The sequence below is a fragment of the Yinghuangia sp. YIM S10712 genome (genome assembly GCF_051388935.1).
In the GTDB taxonomy this organism is placed as follows: Bacteria; Actinomycetota; Actinomycetes; order Streptomycetales; family Streptomycetaceae; genus Yinghuangia.
This window is the reverse complement of record NZ_JBPKBI010000020.1, coordinates 88,540-105,836: the sequence shown is the minus strand read 5'-3', so window position 1 is coordinate 105,836 and position 17,297 is coordinate 88,540. Positions and strand designations below refer to the sequence as shown.

General features: G+C 71.9%; 11 protein-coding genes and 2 pseudogenes. 4 read left to right on the top strand and 9 right to left on the bottom strand.

Annotated elements, in window-relative coordinates; all coding sequences use genetic code 11:
• Positions 1-98: 98 nt before the first annotated feature.
• Both ACRX5W_RS28490 and ACRX5W_RS28485 read right to left on the bottom strand, forming a co-directional pair.
• Positions 99-752: an NAD(P)-dependent oxidoreductase gene (locus ACRX5W_RS28490; protein WP_436791219.1), complete on the bottom strand. Its 654-nt coding sequence runs from the start codon at positions 750-752 to the stop codon at positions 99-101.
• 61 nt (positions 753-813) lie between these two features.
• A pseudogene (locus ACRX5W_RS28485) lies at positions 814-1,032 on the bottom strand (hypothetical protein); the annotation flags it as partial.
• Positions 1,033-1,350: 318 nt separating this feature from the next.
• Here ACRX5W_RS28485 and ccrA point away from each other — a divergent pair.
• Positions 1,351-2,721, top strand: a complete 1,371-nt coding sequence (ccrA, locus tag ACRX5W_RS28480) for a crotonyl-CoA carboxylase/reductase (protein ID WP_436791218.1) — start codon at positions 1,351-1,353, stop codon at positions 2,719-2,721.
• Positions 2,722-2,895: 174 nt separating this feature from the next.
• Here ccrA and ACRX5W_RS28475 read toward each other — a convergent pair whose 3' ends face one another.
• The 3 genes from ACRX5W_RS28475 to ACRX5W_RS28465 form a co-directional block, all read right to left on the bottom strand.
• Complete coding sequence (locus ACRX5W_RS28475) at positions 2,896-4,488, bottom strand: acyl-CoA carboxylase subunit beta (protein WP_436791230.1); 1,593 nt, start codon at positions 4,486-4,488, stop codon at positions 2,896-2,898.
• A gap of 29 nt (positions 4,489-4,517) precedes the next feature.
• Positions 4,518-5,297: a thioesterase II family protein gene (locus ACRX5W_RS28470; RefSeq protein WP_436791217.1), complete on the bottom strand. Its 780-nt coding sequence runs from the start codon at positions 5,295-5,297 to the stop codon at positions 4,518-4,520.
• Positions 5,298-6,020: 723 nt separating this feature from the next.
• Positions 6,021-6,848, bottom strand: coding sequence for an MBL fold metallo-hydrolase (locus tag ACRX5W_RS28465; RefSeq protein WP_436791216.1), 828 nt, complete (start codon positions 6,846-6,848; stop codon positions 6,021-6,023).
• Positions 6,849-7,206: 358 nt separating this feature from the next.
• Between ACRX5W_RS28465 and ACRX5W_RS28460 the strand changes: the two genes are divergently transcribed.
• Complete coding sequence (locus tag ACRX5W_RS28460) at positions 7,207-10,800, top strand: BTAD domain-containing putative transcriptional regulator (protein WP_436791215.1); 3,594 nt, start codon at positions 7,207-7,209, stop codon at positions 10,798-10,800.
• A gap of 131 nt (positions 10,801-10,931) precedes the next feature.
• Here ACRX5W_RS28460 and ACRX5W_RS28455 read toward each other — a convergent pair whose 3' ends face one another.
• From ACRX5W_RS28455 to ACRX5W_RS28440, 4 genes and pseudogenes are all read right to left on the bottom strand, one after another.
• Positions 10,932-11,303: a hypothetical protein gene (locus ACRX5W_RS28455; RefSeq protein WP_436791214.1), complete on the bottom strand. Its 372-nt coding sequence runs from the start codon at positions 11,301-11,303 to the stop codon at positions 10,932-10,934.
• Between the two features lie 580 nt (positions 11,304-11,883).
• Positions 11,884-13,047 (bottom strand): serine hydrolase domain-containing protein, encoded by a 1,164-nt coding sequence (locus tag ACRX5W_RS28450; protein WP_436791213.1) that lies wholly within the window; start codon positions 13,045-13,047, stop codon positions 11,884-11,886.
• A 199-nt stretch (positions 13,048-13,246) separates the two neighbouring features.
• Positions 13,247-14,614 (bottom strand): erythromycin esterase family protein, encoded by a 1,368-nt coding sequence (locus ACRX5W_RS28445; RefSeq protein ID WP_436791212.1) that lies wholly within the window; start codon positions 14,612-14,614, stop codon positions 13,247-13,249.
• 283 nt (positions 14,615-14,897) lie between these two features.
• A pseudogene (locus tag ACRX5W_RS28440) lies at positions 14,898-15,284 on the bottom strand (RNA-guided endonuclease InsQ/TnpB family protein); the annotation flags it as partial.
• A 90-nt stretch (positions 15,285-15,374) separates the two neighbouring features.
• Here ACRX5W_RS28440 and ACRX5W_RS28435 point away from each other — a divergent pair.
• Together ACRX5W_RS28435 and ACRX5W_RS28430 are read left to right on the top strand one after the other, a co-directional pair.
• The gene (locus tag ACRX5W_RS28435) at positions 15,375-15,731 is read left to right on the top strand and encodes an ArsR/SmtB family transcription factor (protein ID WP_436791211.1); all 357 of its coding nucleotides are present in this window, start codon (positions 15,375-15,377) and stop codon (positions 15,729-15,731) included.
• Between the two features lie 108 nt (positions 15,732-15,839).
• Positions 15,840-17,192, top strand: a complete 1,353-nt coding sequence (locus ACRX5W_RS28430) for an MFS transporter (RefSeq protein ID WP_436791210.1) — start codon at positions 15,840-15,842, stop codon at positions 17,190-17,192.
• Positions 17,193-17,297 lie beyond the last annotated feature (105 nt).

Below are 17,297 nucleotides of genomic sequence, written 5' to 3'. Positions count from 1 at the left end.
CCCCCCCCCCCCCCGGGGCGGCATCGAAAACCGGCCGGTCCCCCGATAGTTCCGGCGGCAATCCGTCCACCCGGCAAGTGGCCGCGAACTGCCCGGTGTCAGGCGATCGCGGCGAGGACGCGGTGGTGCTTCGGCGTCTCGATCTCGTCGACCACGGCCACCGCGACGTCCGCGTACGAGAAGGTCTGCTCACCCTCGCCCTCGTGCGGCAGCAGCGCCGGACCGCCGATGCGGTACTTGCCCGTGCGCTCGGCCTCCGCGTCGAGGACCACCGGCGGCGGCGCCAGCACCAGCCAGTCCACGCCGTCTCCCTCGGCGCGCAGCACGTCCAGCTCGGCCTGGTGGCCCAGTGAGAAGGTGCGTCCCTCCTCCGGGAAGCCCGGTGTGTCGTGCACCGCGACCCCCGGCTGCACCTCCAGGCACGTGCCGATGCCGATCACCACCAAGCGCTCCACACGCGCGGAGGCCAGGCCCGCGATCAGTGCGCGGGCCGCCCCGCCGAAGAAGTCGGCCGGCGCCTTGTCGGCCTGGTAGGCCGCGTTCACCACGGCGTCGTGCCCGGCCACCACCGCGGCGACGCTGCCCGCGTCGAGGATGTCACCGGTCACCACGTCGACCCGGTCGGCCGCGAGGTCGGCGTACTTGGCCGGATCCCGCACCACCGCCGTGACCGCGTGCCCGCGCGCGACCACCTCTGCGACCACCCGGCGCCCCGCTCGGCCGCCCGCCCCGAAAACCACGATCCTGCTCACCCGTCACCACTCCGTCCGGTCGCCGGCCGGACGCGGTCTCCGGCCTGGTACGCGACGCACGCTAACCGCCGAGGTGCCGGTTCCCGCAACGATAGTGACTCCCCGGCGATCCCCCGCCCGGCCGCCGCCGAGGACTACGCCGGTACCGCGCCTTGGACAGGCGGTGTCGGCTGTCGGCGGTGCGGATTGTGCCGCTCGGGGAGCGCATGACCAGTGACGGCGTCAGGGCCGGTCCGGAGCGGTGGCGCACGCCGCGCAGCAGTTCGCCGTCGTGGCGCCCGTCGCGACCGTCGCGACGAAGAAGCGCGTGGTTCCGCGGCCGGCAAGGTGCGTACCGACCCGCCCTGCCCCGGCACAGCGCCTCGGCCTGTCGCCATCCGCCCGGCCGAGCCACTGTGCCGGGGCGCCGGGCCCGGCAACTGTGCGCGCTGCCGGGGCGGTTCCCCTACTCCGCCCCCTAACACCGGGCCGACCGGGCGCTGTTCGGGTCTGGGGTATCCGGGCGCTCGGGGGCGACCTAACGTCGGGCTCGGGCCCCGTCGGGCCAGGACGGGCACCGCCTGAGCGGAAACAGGGACTCCGACCGAGGGATTGGCCGATGACCACACTCACCGAAGCTCTCCTCGACGGCGCCGGAGCCGACGAATTGGCGCGCGCCCAGCTTCCCGACGCGTACACCGCCGCCCACCTGCGCGTCGAGGACGCCGGCATGTTCGACGGCGTCCTCGACCAACACGACAAAGACGTCCGCAAGTCGCTGCGGGTCGGGCCCGTGCCGATGCCCGAACTCGCGCCCGACGAAGTGCTCGTCGGGGTCATGGCCAGCTCGGTCAACTACAACACCGTCTGGTCGGCGATGTTCGAGCCGATCCCCACGTTCCGCTTCCTCTCGCGCTTCGCCCGCCAAGGAGGGTGGGCCGGCCGACACGACCAGCCGTACCAGGTGGTCGGCTCCGACGGCGCTGGTGTGATCGTGCGTGTGGGAGACGGCGTCCGCCGCTGGCGGGTCGGCGACCACGTCGTGCTGAGCCCGGCATACGTCGACGACCAGGAAGCCGCCACGCACGCCGACGGAATGCTCGGCGAGGAGCAGCTTGCCTGGGGCTTCGAGACCAACTTCGGTGGCCTCGCGCACTACGCCGTCGTCCGCGCCAGCCAACTCCTGCCCAAGCCCAGGCACTTGACGTGGGAGGAGGCGGCGTGCAACCCGCTGTGCGCCGGCACCGCCTACCGCATGCTCGTGAGTGACCGAGGCGCGCGCATCAAGCAGGGCGACGTGGTCCTCATCTGGGGCGCGCTCGGCGGACTGGGCGGCTACGCGGTGCAGTTCGTCAAGAACGGCGGCGGCATCCCGGTCGGGGTGGTGAGTTCGGCGGCCAAGGCCGAGGCTCTGCGTCGGCTCGGCTGCGACGTCGTGATCGACCGTGAGGAGGCCGGGATCGACGCGGGCACCGGCGAGGACCCCGACCGGGTCATCGCGGCGGGCAAACGCCTCGGCGCCCTCATCCGCAGCGAGACCGGACGCGACCCCGACGTGGTGTTCGAACATGTCGGGCGCGCCACGTTCGGCATGTCGGTGTTCGTCGTACGCCGCGGCGGCACCGTCGTCACGTGCGGCTCCAGCACCGGCTACCAGCACACGTTCGACAACCGCTACCTGTGGATGAAGCTCAAGCGCATCGTCGGCAGCCATGTGGCGAACCTGCAAGAGCAGGTGGAGTGCAACCGCCTCATCGCGAGCGGGCGGATCATGCCGATGATGTCGGCGCTGTACCCGCTGGCCGAGATCGGCGAGGCGGCACGACTGGTCCAGGTCAACCGGCACCTCGGCAAGGTCGGCGTGCTGTGCCTCGCCCCCGAGCCGGGCCTCGGCGTCACCGACCCCGCACTGCGGGCCGCCATCGGCGCCGAACGGCTCAACCCCCTGCGCTCCGAGCCCTCCGGACCGGGCGCCCTGCCCACCGCCTGACCCGGCGGGTACGAGGGCCCGCGGCGGCAACTGCCGCGTCCCGAACGCAAATACCCGAGCACACCCACGTCCCCGCCGACGCGCGAAACAGGGCGTCGCGATGCGCGAACCGCGCACACTGGCGGTTGACGCATCGCGACGGAGTCGGATCGCGGAGACCGGGCCGCGCCGCCCCTACTGCGGTGGGTTCCCGTGTTTGCGGGACGGGAGGAGGGCGTGCTTGTCGCGGAGCATCGCCAGCGCGGCGATGACCACCTCGCGCGTCTCCGCCGGGTCGATCACGTCGTCGACGAGTCCGCGTTCCGCCGCGTAGTAGGGGTGCATCAGTTCGGCCTGGTACTCCTTGACCATGCGGGCGCGCATCGCCTCGGGGTCGTCCGCGGCGGCGATCCGGCGCCGGAAGATGATGTTGGCGGCCCCTTCGGCGCCCATCACGGCGATCTCGTTCGTCGGCCACGCGTACGTCAGGTCGGCGCCGATGGAGCGACTGTCCATGACGATGTACGCGCCTCCGTAAGCCTTGCGCAGCACGAGTGAGACCCGCGGCACGGTGGCATTGCAGTAGGCGTACAGCAGCTTCGCGCCGTGCCGGATGATGCCGCCGTGCTCCTGTTCGACTCCGGGGAGGAAACCGGGCACGTCGAGCAGCGTCACCAGGGGGATGTTGAACGAGTCGCACATCTGCACGAAACGCGCCGCCTTCTCCGAGGCGCCGATGTCGAGGACGCCTGCGAGCGCCTGCGGTTGGTTCGCGACAATGCCGACGACCTTCCCGTCCAACCGGGCCAGCGCGCACACGATATTGCGCGCCCACCGCTCGTGGACTTCCAGGAACTCGCCGTCGTCGACCAGTTCGGCGATCACGCGCGTCACGTCGTACGGCTGCCTGCCGTCCGCCGGCACCAGCTCGGCCATATTCTCGGTGCGCCGGTTTGCCGGATCGTCGCACGCGTAGGACGGCGGCAGTTCACGGTTGTTCGCAGGCAGCATGGTGAGCAGGTAGCGCACCTCGGCCAGGCACGTTTCCTCGTCGTCGTAGGCGAAGTGGCACACCCCGGACGTCTCCGCGTGCACATCGGCGCCGCCCAGTCCGTTGTGCGAGATCTCCTCGCCGGTCACCGCGCGCACCACATCCGGGCCGGTGATGAACATTTGGGACGTCTCGCGCACCATGAACACGAAGTCGGTCAGCGCGGGACTGTACGCGGCACCGCCGGCGCACGGTCCCAGCATCACCGAGATCTGCGGGATGACCCCGGACGCCTGGGTGTTGCGCCGGAAGATCCCGCCGAACCCGGCCAGCGCCGACACGCCCTCCTGGATGCGCGCGCCCGCACCGTCGTTGAGCGACACCAGCGGAGCGCCCGCCGCCAGGGCCATGTCCATGATCTTGTGGATCTTCTCGGCGTGCGCCTCGCCGAGTGCTCCGCCGAAAATCCGGAAATCGTGCGCGTACACGAACACGGTCCGGCCTTCGACCTCGCCCCACCCGGTGATCACTCCGTCGGTGTGGGGCCTGCGGTTCTCCAGACCGAACCCGGTGGCGCGGTGCCGCCGGAGCTGCTCGACCTCGTGGAACCGTCCTCCGTCGAAGAGCAGCGCGATGCGCTCGCGCGCGGTCAGCTTCCCCTTCGCGTGCTGCGCCTGGGTGGCGCTGTCGCTCGGCCCCGCCGCCGCGCCGGCCCGGATCTCGTGCAACTCGGCGGCACGTCGGCGGTTCTCGGCGCCCGCCGCCGCGACGCGTGCGGGCCGGACCCGAACGGACACGCGGTCGTCCGGAAGGCCCACGGCCGGCATCATGCCGCGCCCCTCGGCGGGCGGACGGCGTGCTCCGGGAGCAGCCGGGCGCGCAGCACGGTCAGGACCGCGGCGGCTTGCGCGTTCAGGTAGAAGTGCCCGCCGGGGAAGACCTCCAGATCGAATGAGCCGGTCGTGTGGGAGGCCCACGCTTGCGCCTCGTCGAGCGTGGTGCGCGAGTCGTCGTCGCCGACCAGGGCCACGATCGGACTGGCGATCCGGGCCCCGGGACGCACCTGGTAGGTCTCGACGGCGTGGTAGTCGGCGCGCAGCGCGGGCAAGATCATCCGGCGCAGCTCCTCGTCTTGCAGCAACTCCGTTTCGGTGCCGCCGAGTTCGCGTACTTCGGTGATGATCCCGGCGTCGTCGCGCCACCGTACGTTCTCCTCCCGGTGCCGGGAGGGGGCCCGGCGGCCGGAGACGAACAGCACGTCCGGCGCGGTGCCGTCGGCCGCCAGGAGCGCGGTCTCGAACGCCACCACCGCGCCCATGCTGTGGCCGAAGAAGGCGAACGAACCCGACGCGGTCCACGGCCGCAGGGATTCGTGGACCCGCGCGGCCAGTTCGGCGATGCTCGTGGCCGGCGGCTCGGCCCGCCGGTCCTGGCGCCCCGGATACTGCACCGCGAGCACCTCGATGTCCGGCGAAAGAGCAGCCGAAACGCCGTGGAAGTAGGTTGCCGAACCACCGGCGTGCGGAAAACACACGAGGCGGGCGGGGGCGTCGGGTAGGGGGTGATATCGCCGAATCCAATCGGCATCCGCCGTGACGTTGTCCATGAGTCCTCTGCTTCCACGATGGTTCCGGAAGAGGGCCGGGTGTCGGCATGACGCGATCCCCGGGGAGATGTCACGAAACTCTCAGCGCGATTGCCCCGCCGCAACCCCTAAATCGCCCCCAGCGTTTGAGTGTTGCCACCGCGTATCGGGCACCTCCCGGTGCGGGTGCCTCAGGCTGCCGAGCCACGACCGGTGCGGGAGGTTTGGCCGCCGCCTCACCGTCGTACAGCGCGTGGTCGGCGGCCGTGGCCCGCTGTCGACCGGATGAGAAGACCCACCGCTGTCCTCGCCCTCCTCGACGGCCTGCCCGCGCCACCGACACGCGTCGGCTCCGACGTCTCGCGGGAAATTCCGGTCACGCTCCTCATGCGTGGTCACCGCGGCGTCGACGCCGCCGGTTGTCGGCACGGCGCCTCTGCTCGGGCGTCGGTCCGGCACGCGGGGCAACGGGCCCCGCGTGCCGGACCTGCCTCGGCCGTCAGCCCTCCCCAGGTGCCGGCCGACCGTGCGGGGACGAGTCCCCCCAACCCGCACGGTGGTTCGTGGGTCCGGGCGGCGTGCGGNCGCGGGGCAACGGGCCCCGCGCCCCGGACCTGCCTCGGCCGTCAGCCCTCCCCAGGTGCCGGCCGACCGTGCGGGGACGAGTCCCCCCAACCCGCACGGTGGTTCGTGGGTCCGGGCGGCGTGCGGATCAGGCCGCGCCGCACCTTCCGGATGCCGCGCTCAGGCGGGCACCTCGTCGTGCAGCCCCGCAGCGGCGAGGATCTGCTCAAGGACGGGCTGACCGGGCGCGGGCACGACGGGCGCCCCCGCCATCGCGTGGGCCTTGGCGTACGCGTCGGCGATCGCGCCGTCGCGCAGCACCGGGCCGTGGCACGAGGCCACGACCTTGACCGGCAACGCGGCCAGTTCGCCGAGGTGGTGCCCGTAGCGGTCGGCGTCGAGCCACCCGTGCCACGGGTTGCTCATGCTGTTGAACGGCGTGAACGCCTCGTCCCACAGCCCGGGCGGCAGGTCGCCGTGCTCGTGGATCTCGCCGGGAGTCGGGGCGCCGAACGCGTCGGCGGCCCACATCGCCCCGGTCGCGGTGTCCACGAACCCGCGGGTCGTCGGCGCGTCGAACTGCGGCGGCAGGACGGCCAGAAGGCTGCGGTCACCCGCGTCGAGGCGCTCACCGGGGTTGAGCCAGCGCATGCGGTGGGGCGGGACGGGAGTGTGCACCGACATGCGCTGCCACGCGCCGAAATCGGTCACCAGGGTGGCGTTGGGGCACAGTTCCAGCGCGGTCGCGAGGTTGCCCATGTGATCCATGTCCTCGTGGGAGAGGAAGATCCACCGCACGTCCTCCGGCGCCACGATGCCGAAGACGTCCTCGCGCCACTGATGGGCGTGCATCGGTGCGCCGGTGTCGACGAGGACCGGCTGCTCACCGGTGATCACCATCGAGTTCACGGGTACGAAACCGGCCTCGCCGGCCGCGACGAGGCGCGGCACGAGCCAGGTCTCGGCGGCGATGCGGTACGGCCGGCAGCGGGGTGCTGTGCTGTCCATCGAGGCTCCTCGGCGGGTCCTGGGCGGTTCGGTGTCCCGGCGGCTTCGGGGGATTCCGCCCTTCTCCGCCGGTGGAAAAGAGATTCGCGGGGCGGCCTTACCGGGGACCTGCCGCGGTCTTGCAGCCCGGTCTTTCGTCGGCGCCGCAGGCCTTGCCACCGGCTTGCGATCCACTTACGGACTTCGCGCGTCCGGTGACGGGGCGCTCGCGCAACGCGGGGCGGGCGGCCAAGGTCGGGCGGCTGCCCTTCGTGCCCCGGGCCAGCCCCGAGGCTTCCGGGGAGGTTGCGGGGGGCGATCATAGAGGGATCGTCCCGGGGGTGGGTGTGGGCGAAGCGAACGAGAAGGTGGGGAAACGGTGTCCCACGAAGACGCGACCGCGCGGCCGGGTGTGTGCCTCGCCGTGCTCGGTCCGCTCGCGGCTACGGTGGGCGGCCGCGAGATCGCGCTGTCCGGGCGGCGCGAGCGCATGCTCCTCGCGGCGCTGGCGGCCTCGCGGCTGTCACCGCTCGCCGCGGACCGGCTCGTCGACGCCCTGTGGTCGGGTGCTCCTCCGGCGACCGCGGCGGCCGCGTTGCACGTGTCCGTGTCGCGGCTGCGCTCGGCGTTCGAGCCGGGGCGGCGGCCGCGGACCGCGTCGTCGGTGATCGCGACCACGCCCGGCGGCTACCAGTTGCGTCTCGCTCGCGGGGCCTGTGACGCGGACCGGTTCGCGGAGGCGGTCGACGAGGCCCAGGACGCCGTCGCGGCCGGGAACCCGGCGCGGGCGCTCGCCCGGCTCGACGCGGGGCTCGCGTTGTGGCGGGGCGCGGCGTACGCCGACGTCGGCGATCTGCCGGGCCCGCGCGAGGAAGCCGCGCGGCTGGAGGAAATGCGGCTGCTCGCGTCCGAGACGCGTCTCGACGTGCTGTTGTCCCTCGGCCGCCACGCGGAGGCGGTGCCGGATGCGGAGCTGCTCGCCCGGGAGCACCCGTTTCGGGAGCGCCTGGCGGAGCTGTGGGCGCTGGCCCTGTACCGCAGCGGGCGGCAGGCGGACGCGCTGGCGGTGCTGGCGCGGAACCGACGGCGGCTGGCCGAGGAACTGGGGGTCGAGCCGTGTCCGGCGCTGCGGGTGTTGGAGCGGGACATCCTGGGCCAGGCACCGCGTCTGGATGCCGGAGTGATCCGGGCGGGCAATGTCGGCGGACTTTCCGGTCCGGGACACGGGGACGCCGTCGGCGACGCGGCAGTGGTTCCCATGCAGGTGGGGCCGGCCGGGCGAGGCACGGGCCCCGCTCCCGAGGTCCGGGACGAATCCGGCGAGCCGGGCACCGCCTCGACTCTGTCCCTGCCGCAACCCCCGCCGCCCGCGCCGCCGATGTCCGCCCCTTCGGCCGACGAAACCCCGCTCGTCGGGCGTCGCGCCCAACTCGACGCCTTCGACAGCGCCCTCGCCGACATCCGCGCCGGGCGCGGGGCGCTCGTGCTGGTCAGCGGTGAGCCCGGCATCGGCAAGACCCGGCTGCTGACCGAACTCCGGCGCCGCGCCGAGCTGCTCGGTGTCCCTGCGCTGTGGGGCCGGTGCCACGAGACCGACGCGGCACCCGCGTTCTGGGCCTGGCAGGCCGTACTCCGGGACGTCGAGCGCGAGTTGGCGCCGCCGGACGCCGCGCCCGGAGCGGTCGACGCCGGGGCCGCGGTCTTCCCCTGGCTCGGTGACGAGTCGGCGGTGCCGTTCGCGGGGCGCCCGGACACCACCGGTATCGGCCTGCCCAGCGCACCTCTTCGGGTGTACGAGGCCGTGGCGCACCGCCTCGCCGGGTACGCGGCGGCGCGCGGAGGTGTCGTGGTGGTGCTCGACGACGTGCACTGGGCCGATCCGTCCTCCCTCCATCTGCTCGGCTACGCCGCCGAGACGCTGGCCGAGCATCCGGTGCTGATCGCCGTCTCGATGCGGGACAGCCACCCGCGTGCGGATTCCGCGCTCGACGCGTGCCTGGCCACGCTCGCTCGCCTCCACCCCCTCCGGCTGCGGCTGACCGGCCTGGCGCCCGACGAGATCCGTGAACTTCTGCGCCGGTCGGTCGGGGCCGACATCGACGGGCCGACGGCCGACCTGATCCACGCGCGGGCCGACGGCAACCCGTTCTACGCCCGGGAACTGGCCCGACTCCTCGCCCGCGACTCCGACTTCGACCTGACCTCTCCGGAAATCCCGGACGGTATACGCGATGTCGTTCGCCGCCGGGTCGGGCTTCTCGACGAGACCGCCCGAACCATCTTGCGGGTCGCGTCGGTCGCGGGCCGCGACGTCGACGCGGACCTCCTTGCCGAAGTCTCCGGCAGCCCGGTCGACGACGTTGCCGACTCCTGCGATCTGGCCGTCGCGCACGGCCTCTTGGACGAAACCGGGCCCGGTGGCTACCGGTTCACGCACGCGCTCGTCCGCGAGACCCTTTACGACGACCTGGGCGCGGGCCGTCGCGGTCGGCTGCACGGCGACATCGGGTCGGCGCTGGAGCAATGGCTGCCGGAGCGGCCCGAGTTGCTCGACAGCGTCGCGTACCACCTGGCGTTCGGCGCGGCGATACGTTCCACGCTCGCCGATGCCGCGGCACGCCACGGCATCGCGGCGGCGCGGCAGGCCGAGCTCCAGTACGCGTACGACGACGCCTGCGCCCGATGGCAGCGCACCGCGGACCTGGTCGCCGGACGCCGCGGCATCAACCCGCGCGTCCGCTTCGACATCATGCACGGCCTGGGCGCGGCCCGCCGCCGCGTCGGTGACCTGGCGGGTGCCCGGCAGGCCCTCAGCGAGGCGATCGGACTGGCCCGGGGGTTGGACGACGCGGAACTGCTGGCGGCCGCGGCCGTCGCGTGTGGTGGCCCGGAGTTGTGGAACTGGCGCGAGTATGCGGACGTCGACCGCGAGGTCATCGCGGTGTTGGAGCAGTCGCGGACTGCTCTGCCGGACGGGCCGCTGCGCTGCCGCGCGACGGCGAACCTCGCGGTCGAGCTGGTCTACACGTGGGACGCGCTGCGGGCCGATGACCTGTCCGCGGAGGCTGTCGCGGCAGCGCGGCGTCTCGGCGACCCGCTGACCCTCGCGTACACGCTCGGCTGCCGCTACCTGGCGACATGGCGGCCCGGGACCGCCGGCGACCGGCTCGCCACCGCCGAGGAACTCACCGCGCTGGTCGAGGCGGAGGGGCACGCCGACATCGAACTGGCCGCGCGCTTTTTCCGGGCGGTCGTGCTCGTCGAGCTCGGACGCGTCACCGACGCCGACGAGCAGACGGCGGCGTGCGACGCCATCGCCGCCCGGCTGCGCCGCAGCAGCACCGCGATCCAGCTCACCTGGTGGCACATCGCGCGATTGCTCATGGACGGCCGCGGCGACGAGGTGCTGGCCCGCCTGCCCGCCGCCGTCCGTCGGCACCGCGCGACCACCCTGGTCGGTCACGCCGAGTGCGAGGGGACGGCCTTGGCCGAGGCCGCCACGCTGACGGGGCGGCTCGACGAAACCATCCCCAGGCTGGTCGAGTTGGTCGACGGCTCGACCTACCCCGTCTTCCACGCCGTGGTCGCCCGCGCCGCCATGGCCGCGGGGCGGCTCGACCTGGCCGCCGAACTGCTGCCCCCCGCCCCGCCCGAAGGGCACTTGGGGAGCTGGCAGTCCCTGGCCGCGGACTGCCTCCGCGTCGAGGTCCTCGCGGCCCTGGGCCACGTCGACGACCTCCGCCGCGCCCTGGCCCGGATCCGGCCGCACGCGGACACGATCGCGATGTTCGGGACCATCGGCTGCTACGGCTCGGTGCGCCACTTTCTCGGCGTGGGTGCGGCGGCCTGTGGCCAACCGGAGGCTGCGGCAACCGAGTTCCGCCACGCCATCGAGGCGAACCGGGCCGTGGGCGCGCGGGTCTGGCTGGCCCGGAGCGAGGAGGGCCTGGCGCGTTTGCGCAAGGATTCGTAGCGCGATTCCGGGCCCGTCGCCCGCGGACCTCCGGTCGGGCCGCGGCTGATGATTTGTGCCTGGTGGAGGTCGTGAAAGTTCCCGCAGCCCCCTGCGAGTTCGTTTCGGTGCGTAGTCGGCCTTGTCAGCGGTCAGTGGTCGGAGTAGCTGAAGTCGCCGACCGTCCACGCCGTCACGTCCTTGATCGCAACGCGGTACATCCCGCCGGTCTCGGGGATCCCGACGGTGCCTTGGAGGATGCGGGCGACGTGGAAGTGCAGGTGTGTTGGGGTACGCCTTCCGCGCGGGGGCGGTTCCTGATCGGCGACGAAGGTGCCGGAGAACGCACTGAGGTGTTCGGAGTCCGCGAGGACTTGCGACACGCGTTCGCGCCACACGGCTTCAGGCGCCAGCCGTCCGGTGATCACAGCCCCGGAGGTGACGACGGTGAGAGACATCTGGTTGCTCCGCTCGGACTCCACCAGCCCGGCGATCTTGATGAGCAGTTCGTCAGAGTTCGACACGAGGATCGATGGTAGCCAGTGACTAGCCTCAGCGTCCCGCGCGGGTCCGGAGTTCACGGGTTGTGGCAACCCGCCTGTCGCGCTGAACATCCCGGCTCGCTCAGGACTCGCACACGCCGCGGCCGACGGACCGTGTACGCGTTGCTCCTCCGTCCCGCCCGACTCCTGCACAGAACGTCGGATTCAAGGATCAGCGGCCCGGGCACGCCCGCCTCGCCCGGCAGCCCCGCGACCGCCGCATACGACCACAGGAGGATCTGCACGGCGCTGTTCGGGACTCCGACGGCGAGGAAGAGTCCATCGGGCCCGGGAAGTCGAGCCGCTTCTCCAAGCCGAGTCCCTCGGTGTGGGACTTCAACGCGCATACGCCGCCGACGGGTCAGCCCGTGAGACAACGGCAGCTGCGACCCTCTGATGGCGCCGACGTCGCGGTCGGTCGTCGGTTTGAAGAAACCCCTGGGACCAGGGTGTCAGCCCGGGGGCTGACCGCTCAGCCGCGGGAGTCCTGCCCCGCGCGCGTGGATCACGCCGCGTCCGATGGGGGCGAGGCGGGCGCGGTGACCATTTTGCCCCGTGGCGGTCACTGGGGGCAGAACTCCGCGGTGATCGCCTGGACGATGGTTTCGGTCGGGTCGAGCCAGTCGTTGTTGAGCACGAAAGACATGGTGTGCCGACCGTCGCGGGTGCTGCTCATCCACGTCTCGTATCCTTGGACCGCCCCCGCGTTGCCGTACACGGTGACCCCGCAGGGTGTTTCCGCGAGCACCACACCGAGGCCGTAGCTGAACACGTCGGTGCCCGGAAAGGAGCCCGGGGTCGGGGTCAGCATCATGCGCAGCAACGGGGCGGGCAGGAGCCGGCCGCCGAGCAGGGCGGAGTCGAAGCTGTTGAGGTCGCCGACCGTGGAGATCATGTCGCCGTTGCCCGCGGCGAAAGAGGGGTTGTAATCAGTCGCCTCTTGGATCTGGGTGCCGCCGGCTTCCGACTCGGTGTAGCCGTGCAGGCGAGGCGCGGGGAGAACGGGTGAACAACCGGGGAAGGACGTGTTCGCCAGGCCGAGGGGTCGGAGGATCCGGCGGGTGATCAGGTCGCCGTAGGACTGACCGGTGACCTCCTCGACGACCATCGCGAGCAGCGAGTAGTTGGTGTTGGAGTAGGCCCAGGAGGTGCCGGGGGCGAAATTCGGTTGATGGTCGATCGCGGCGTCGACGAGTTCGCTCGGCGTGAAGCAGTGCGCCGGCTCCTGTTGTGTGATCTGTTGGATTCCGGCGTCTTGCGTGTACTCGAACAGGCCGCTGGTGTCGTTGAGAAGCATGCGGATTGTGATGGCCGAGCCGTCGTTGCCGTTGCGGCCGACGACGCCGGGAAGGACGTCCGCGACGGTGTCGTCGAGCCGCAGGCGGCGGTCGGCGACGAGTTGGAGGACCGCGGTCGCCACGAATGTCTTGGTGGCGCTGCCGATGCGGAACCGCATCTGTGCCGCGGGCCGTTCCCCGGTCCGGATGTCGGCGACCCCGGCAGCCGGGTTCCGGGCGCGGTCGCCGGTGCGCGATTGGGCGAGAGCGCCGGGCGAGCCCTGCCGCACGGCGGTTTCGAGGACGTCGAGGAGCGCCCGGTCATCGCCGAGGCGGTGTTCCGGGGCGCTGTGCCCCGCGGCTGCGTATGCCGGAGCGGCGAACGGTCCCGCGCAGAGTACGAGGGCGAGGCCTCCGAGAACGGCGGTGAGCAGCGGTGTTCGGTGCATGGAGACTCCGTACGTTGTCAGGCGGCCCGGGACAGCCGGGTGTGGCTGATGGGGCTCTGCCTTCAGTGGCTTCCGAGGAGTGGCCGCTTGATGACGGCGGCTCGCCTACGGAAGGGCGGCCATCCGGTCGTGGTGGGTGGCGGGTGGGCAGCCTGATCGGAGCGGCCGACCGGGCGTCCGCAGCCGACCCGAGGCGGCCTCACTCCGGCAGGAGGCGTGCCGCGTCGGCGTGGTGCAGGTGGATCAGCAGATCGGAACTGGGGCTGAGCGGGGTGTCGGGCAACGGGGCCGGCCACGACACACCGATCTCGAAGGTGGGGCGTGCCACGGTCAGCCACTGGCGAGCCGGCGGGCGTACGGTCCGCATGTCCAGCAGGTAGTCGCGGTACGGCACCTTGTCGAGCGTGTACTCGTTGGAGTCCGGCAGGGGCGGCCCCACCGTGAAGACGCCCAGCGGCGAGGGCTCCTGAGTGCTGTCGGCGTCGTAGGCGAGGAAAGAACCCGCGCCGAAGCTCGTGCGGATGCTGGTGTAGCCGTTGCCGAAGCGGTCACGCAGGAAAGCGCCCTCCGGTCGCGGGTAGTACGGGCTGTTGCTGACGTAGGCGACGTGGCCGTCGTGGGCGGTCAGCAGCGTCTTGCTGCCCGTGTGCTCGTACCACCACGTGAGATTGGCGGCCATCTGGGCGTCGCGGTAGAGGTCCTGCTGGATGCGCTGCTCCTCGTCGAGCGAGTCGAAGGAGTAGAACCGGGTGTTCTGGGCGATGACGCGGGCGTGCTGCACGGTCCACTCGAACGCCTTGAGATCGTCTCCGGGCCGCTGGGAACGCAGCAGTTCGTACGCCTGCCGGGCGCGCTCGGCGAAGTCCAGGCGCTGATCCTGGGGACGGGAGGTGAACTCCCGGGTCGCGGCGAGCACGCTCCCGGTCGGGTGCCCGCGGTAAAGCTCGTTGATCGTCGCGGACAGCTCGGGAAGCCGGTGGGCCACGTAGGCGGTCACCCGGTCGTAGAGCTCGGGTTCGACGGGCGCGATGTCGTTGCCGGTGAACTGCAGCTTCGGGGAATGCCGCATGTTGAAGGCCCGCATCCACAAGAACAGGTCCAGGTACTCCTCGTTGTTCCAGAGGCGGTCCGAACTCTGGAAGACCTCCCGCATGATCTGCCGGATGTCACCCTCACCGGTCTGAATCCACGCGTTGATGCGCAGCCCGGCGTTCCATCCCGCCTCCCGGGCGAATGTGGTGAAGCCCTTTTGTTCCGCCAGATAGCGGAAGACCCTGTGCTGGAGAGTGAAGAACTGGTGCGTACCGTGCGTGGCCTCGCCCAGGCCCACGATCACGGAGTCGCCGACCGCACGGCCCAGCGGCCCGAGGTCGGCCTGTCCCCCCACCGGCTCGGTCGTGAACAGCGGATCCGCGGCGCCGGTCAGGGTCGCGACGACAGGGGTGACGGGCCCGCCCGCGCGGGCACGCGGTGCCCACAGCACGGATATCAAGGCGAACAGAAGCACCGGCACAAGTACGGGCGCGGCGAACGCGCGGGGGCACAGCGCACGACGAGAGGGCTGCATGGGTCGTTCCTTCTTCACGGAGTCGGGACGTCCCCCCGGGCCAGCATGAGCCGGGGCGGCACCGGGCCGCGCGCCGGGCGTGTGTCCGTTAGGCCAACACCGTGAAATCGCGGTGACCGCTCTGCTGCCAAGGCGGCGGACGGCACCGCGACCATCGTCAGCCGCTACACCGCGGCGTTCGGCGCGCGCATCGAGCATCGCCGGCGCGTCACCGCCGTCGCCGCCGACGTCTTCCGCCGGGCCGATCCGGCGGAGGAGGACCGGACCGCCCCCCGGAGCATGCGATGGTGTCGTCGCACAGCAGCGACACGAACCAGCGCCCGGCCGGATCGCGGGACACCGTCACGGTGGTGGGCGTCACCCCGTCGGGCAGGGGACGCGACCAGCGGATGTCCAACGGCCCGGACATCTTCGCCAACGTGAGTTCCCCGTTGCGCCAGGTGAACGCGGAGCGGGTGTACTCCGCCGACGCACGGGACCTCTTCCGCGACTTGAACCTCGGATACTTCGCCCGGCGGGCGAGGAAGTTCGCGAACGCCGTCTGCGGGTGCCGCAGCGCCTGCTGGAGCGGGACGCTCGACACCTTGGCCAGGAACGCGATCTCGCCGGTCTTCTTCCACGCCGTCAGCGCGGCCGACGACTCCACGTACGAGACACGGCGCTGCTCGCCATCGGGTGGAGGTCCGTTCCCTGCGGTGCCCGGCGATGGCCCAAGATGGTCCGACCATGCCCGCGTGTGCACGGTCCTACGATTGGGCGCATGAGCCCCAGTCGCGATCTCGCAACTGCGCATGACTCGCACGAGCATGCCGACGGCGAACGGCTCGACGCCGCGGTTTCCGTCCTCAGCCTGCTCGCCGACCGCACGCGACTCGCGATCATGAGGCGGCTCGGCGAAGGGGAGGCCGACGTCACCACCCTGACCGAGGCCAGTGCTGCGCCGCGCACCTCGGTGAGCCAGCACTTGGCGAAGCTGCGCCTGGCCGGACTCGTGGTCACCCGCAAGGAGGGACGCCGGGTCGTCTACGCCCTGCGCCACGGCCATGTGCGCCGCCTGGTGGACGAGGCGCTCAACGCGGCCGACCATCAGATCCGGTCGCTTCCACCGCACGACTGACTCATCCGGGTTGCCGCGGGGCCGCCCACTCTTGCGGTCAATATGTGCGCACGTGCGAACATATTGTCTTGTCCTGAGTGCATCGCCTTCTCGCCAGGGATGAGGCCCATGCTGACCGTGCTGCGCAACCGCACTTACCGCCACCTGTTCACCGCGCAGGTCATCGCGCTGGTCGGCACCGGTCTGGCGACGGTGGCGCTGAGCCTGCTCGCCTACGACATCGCCGGGCCGGACGCCTCGGCGGTGCTCGGCACCGCCCTGGCGATCAAGATGATCGCGTACGTGACGATCGCCCCGTGGATCGGCGCGGTCGCCGATCGTGTCCCGCGCCGGGCGCTGCTGGTCGCGATGGACCTGGTCCGGGCCGGCGTCGCCCTCGCGCTGCCGTTCGTGACGCAGGTCTGGCAGATCCATGTGCTGATTTTCCTGCTCCAGGCGGCGTCCGCGGCGTTCACGCCGACGTTCCAGGCGACGATCCCGGAGGTTCTGCCCGACGAACGTGACTACACGCGGGCCTTGTCGATGTCGCGGCTGGCGTACGACCTGGAGAGCCTGTTCAGTCCCGCGTTGGCGACCGGGCTGCTCGCACTGGTCTCGTACAACTGGCTGTTCGCCGGGACGGTGGTCGGGTTCGCGGCGTCCGCGGCGCTCGTCGTCTCGGCGGTGCTCCCCAAGCCGGTGCCGGTCGAACGCGCGGGCGGGGTCTACGCGAAGGCCGCGTTCGGTGCGCGTTTGTTCTGGGCCACTCCGCGCCTGCGTGCGCTGCTCGCCCTCGACCTGGCCGTCGCCGCCGCGGGCGCCGTCGTCTTCGTGAACACGGTCGTCGTGGTCCGCGACCACTTCGGACGCTCGGCGGGCGCGGTCTCGGTCGCGCTCGGCGCGTACGGGGTGGGCTCGATCGCCGTCGCCTTGGTGCTTCCGTCCTTGTTGGCGCGGCTAGGCGACCGACAGGTGATGCTGGCCGCGTCCTACGGCTTCCCGATCGTCCTCGCCGTCGTCGCGGCCGTCACGGCGGCGCCTGCGGGCACGGGCACGTGGCTTGTGCTGCTCGGGGCGTGGGCGGCCATCGGCGCCGCGAGTTCGGCGGTGCTGACGCCGGGCGGACGGCTGATCCGCCGCTCGGCCGCGGACGAGGACCTGCCGGCCGCCTACGCCGCACAGTTCTCGCTGTCACACGCCTGCTGGCTGGTGACGTACCCGCTGGCAGGCTGGCTCGCCGCGGGCGCCGGACTCCCGGTCACAGCGGGCGTGTTGAGCGGCATCGCCCTGGCCTCCGCCGCGGCGGCCACCATGATCTGGCCCGTGCGCGACCCGTTCCGCCTCGAACACATCCACGCCGATCTGCCGCCGGACCACCCGCACCTCGTCGGCGCTGTGCACTCGTCGGGCGGATGGCGCCACCGGCACGACTACGTCATCGATGCCAGGCATTCGGCATGGCCTGGGCGGAAGGCTGTCTGAGACCGCCCGGCGCCACCGCGTCCCGCGCGTGCTGCTCGCGGCGCTCGCGGGCGCGGGGGCTGTCCGTGGCCGGGGTCGTCCTCCAGGCACCGGGGCCCGATGTTC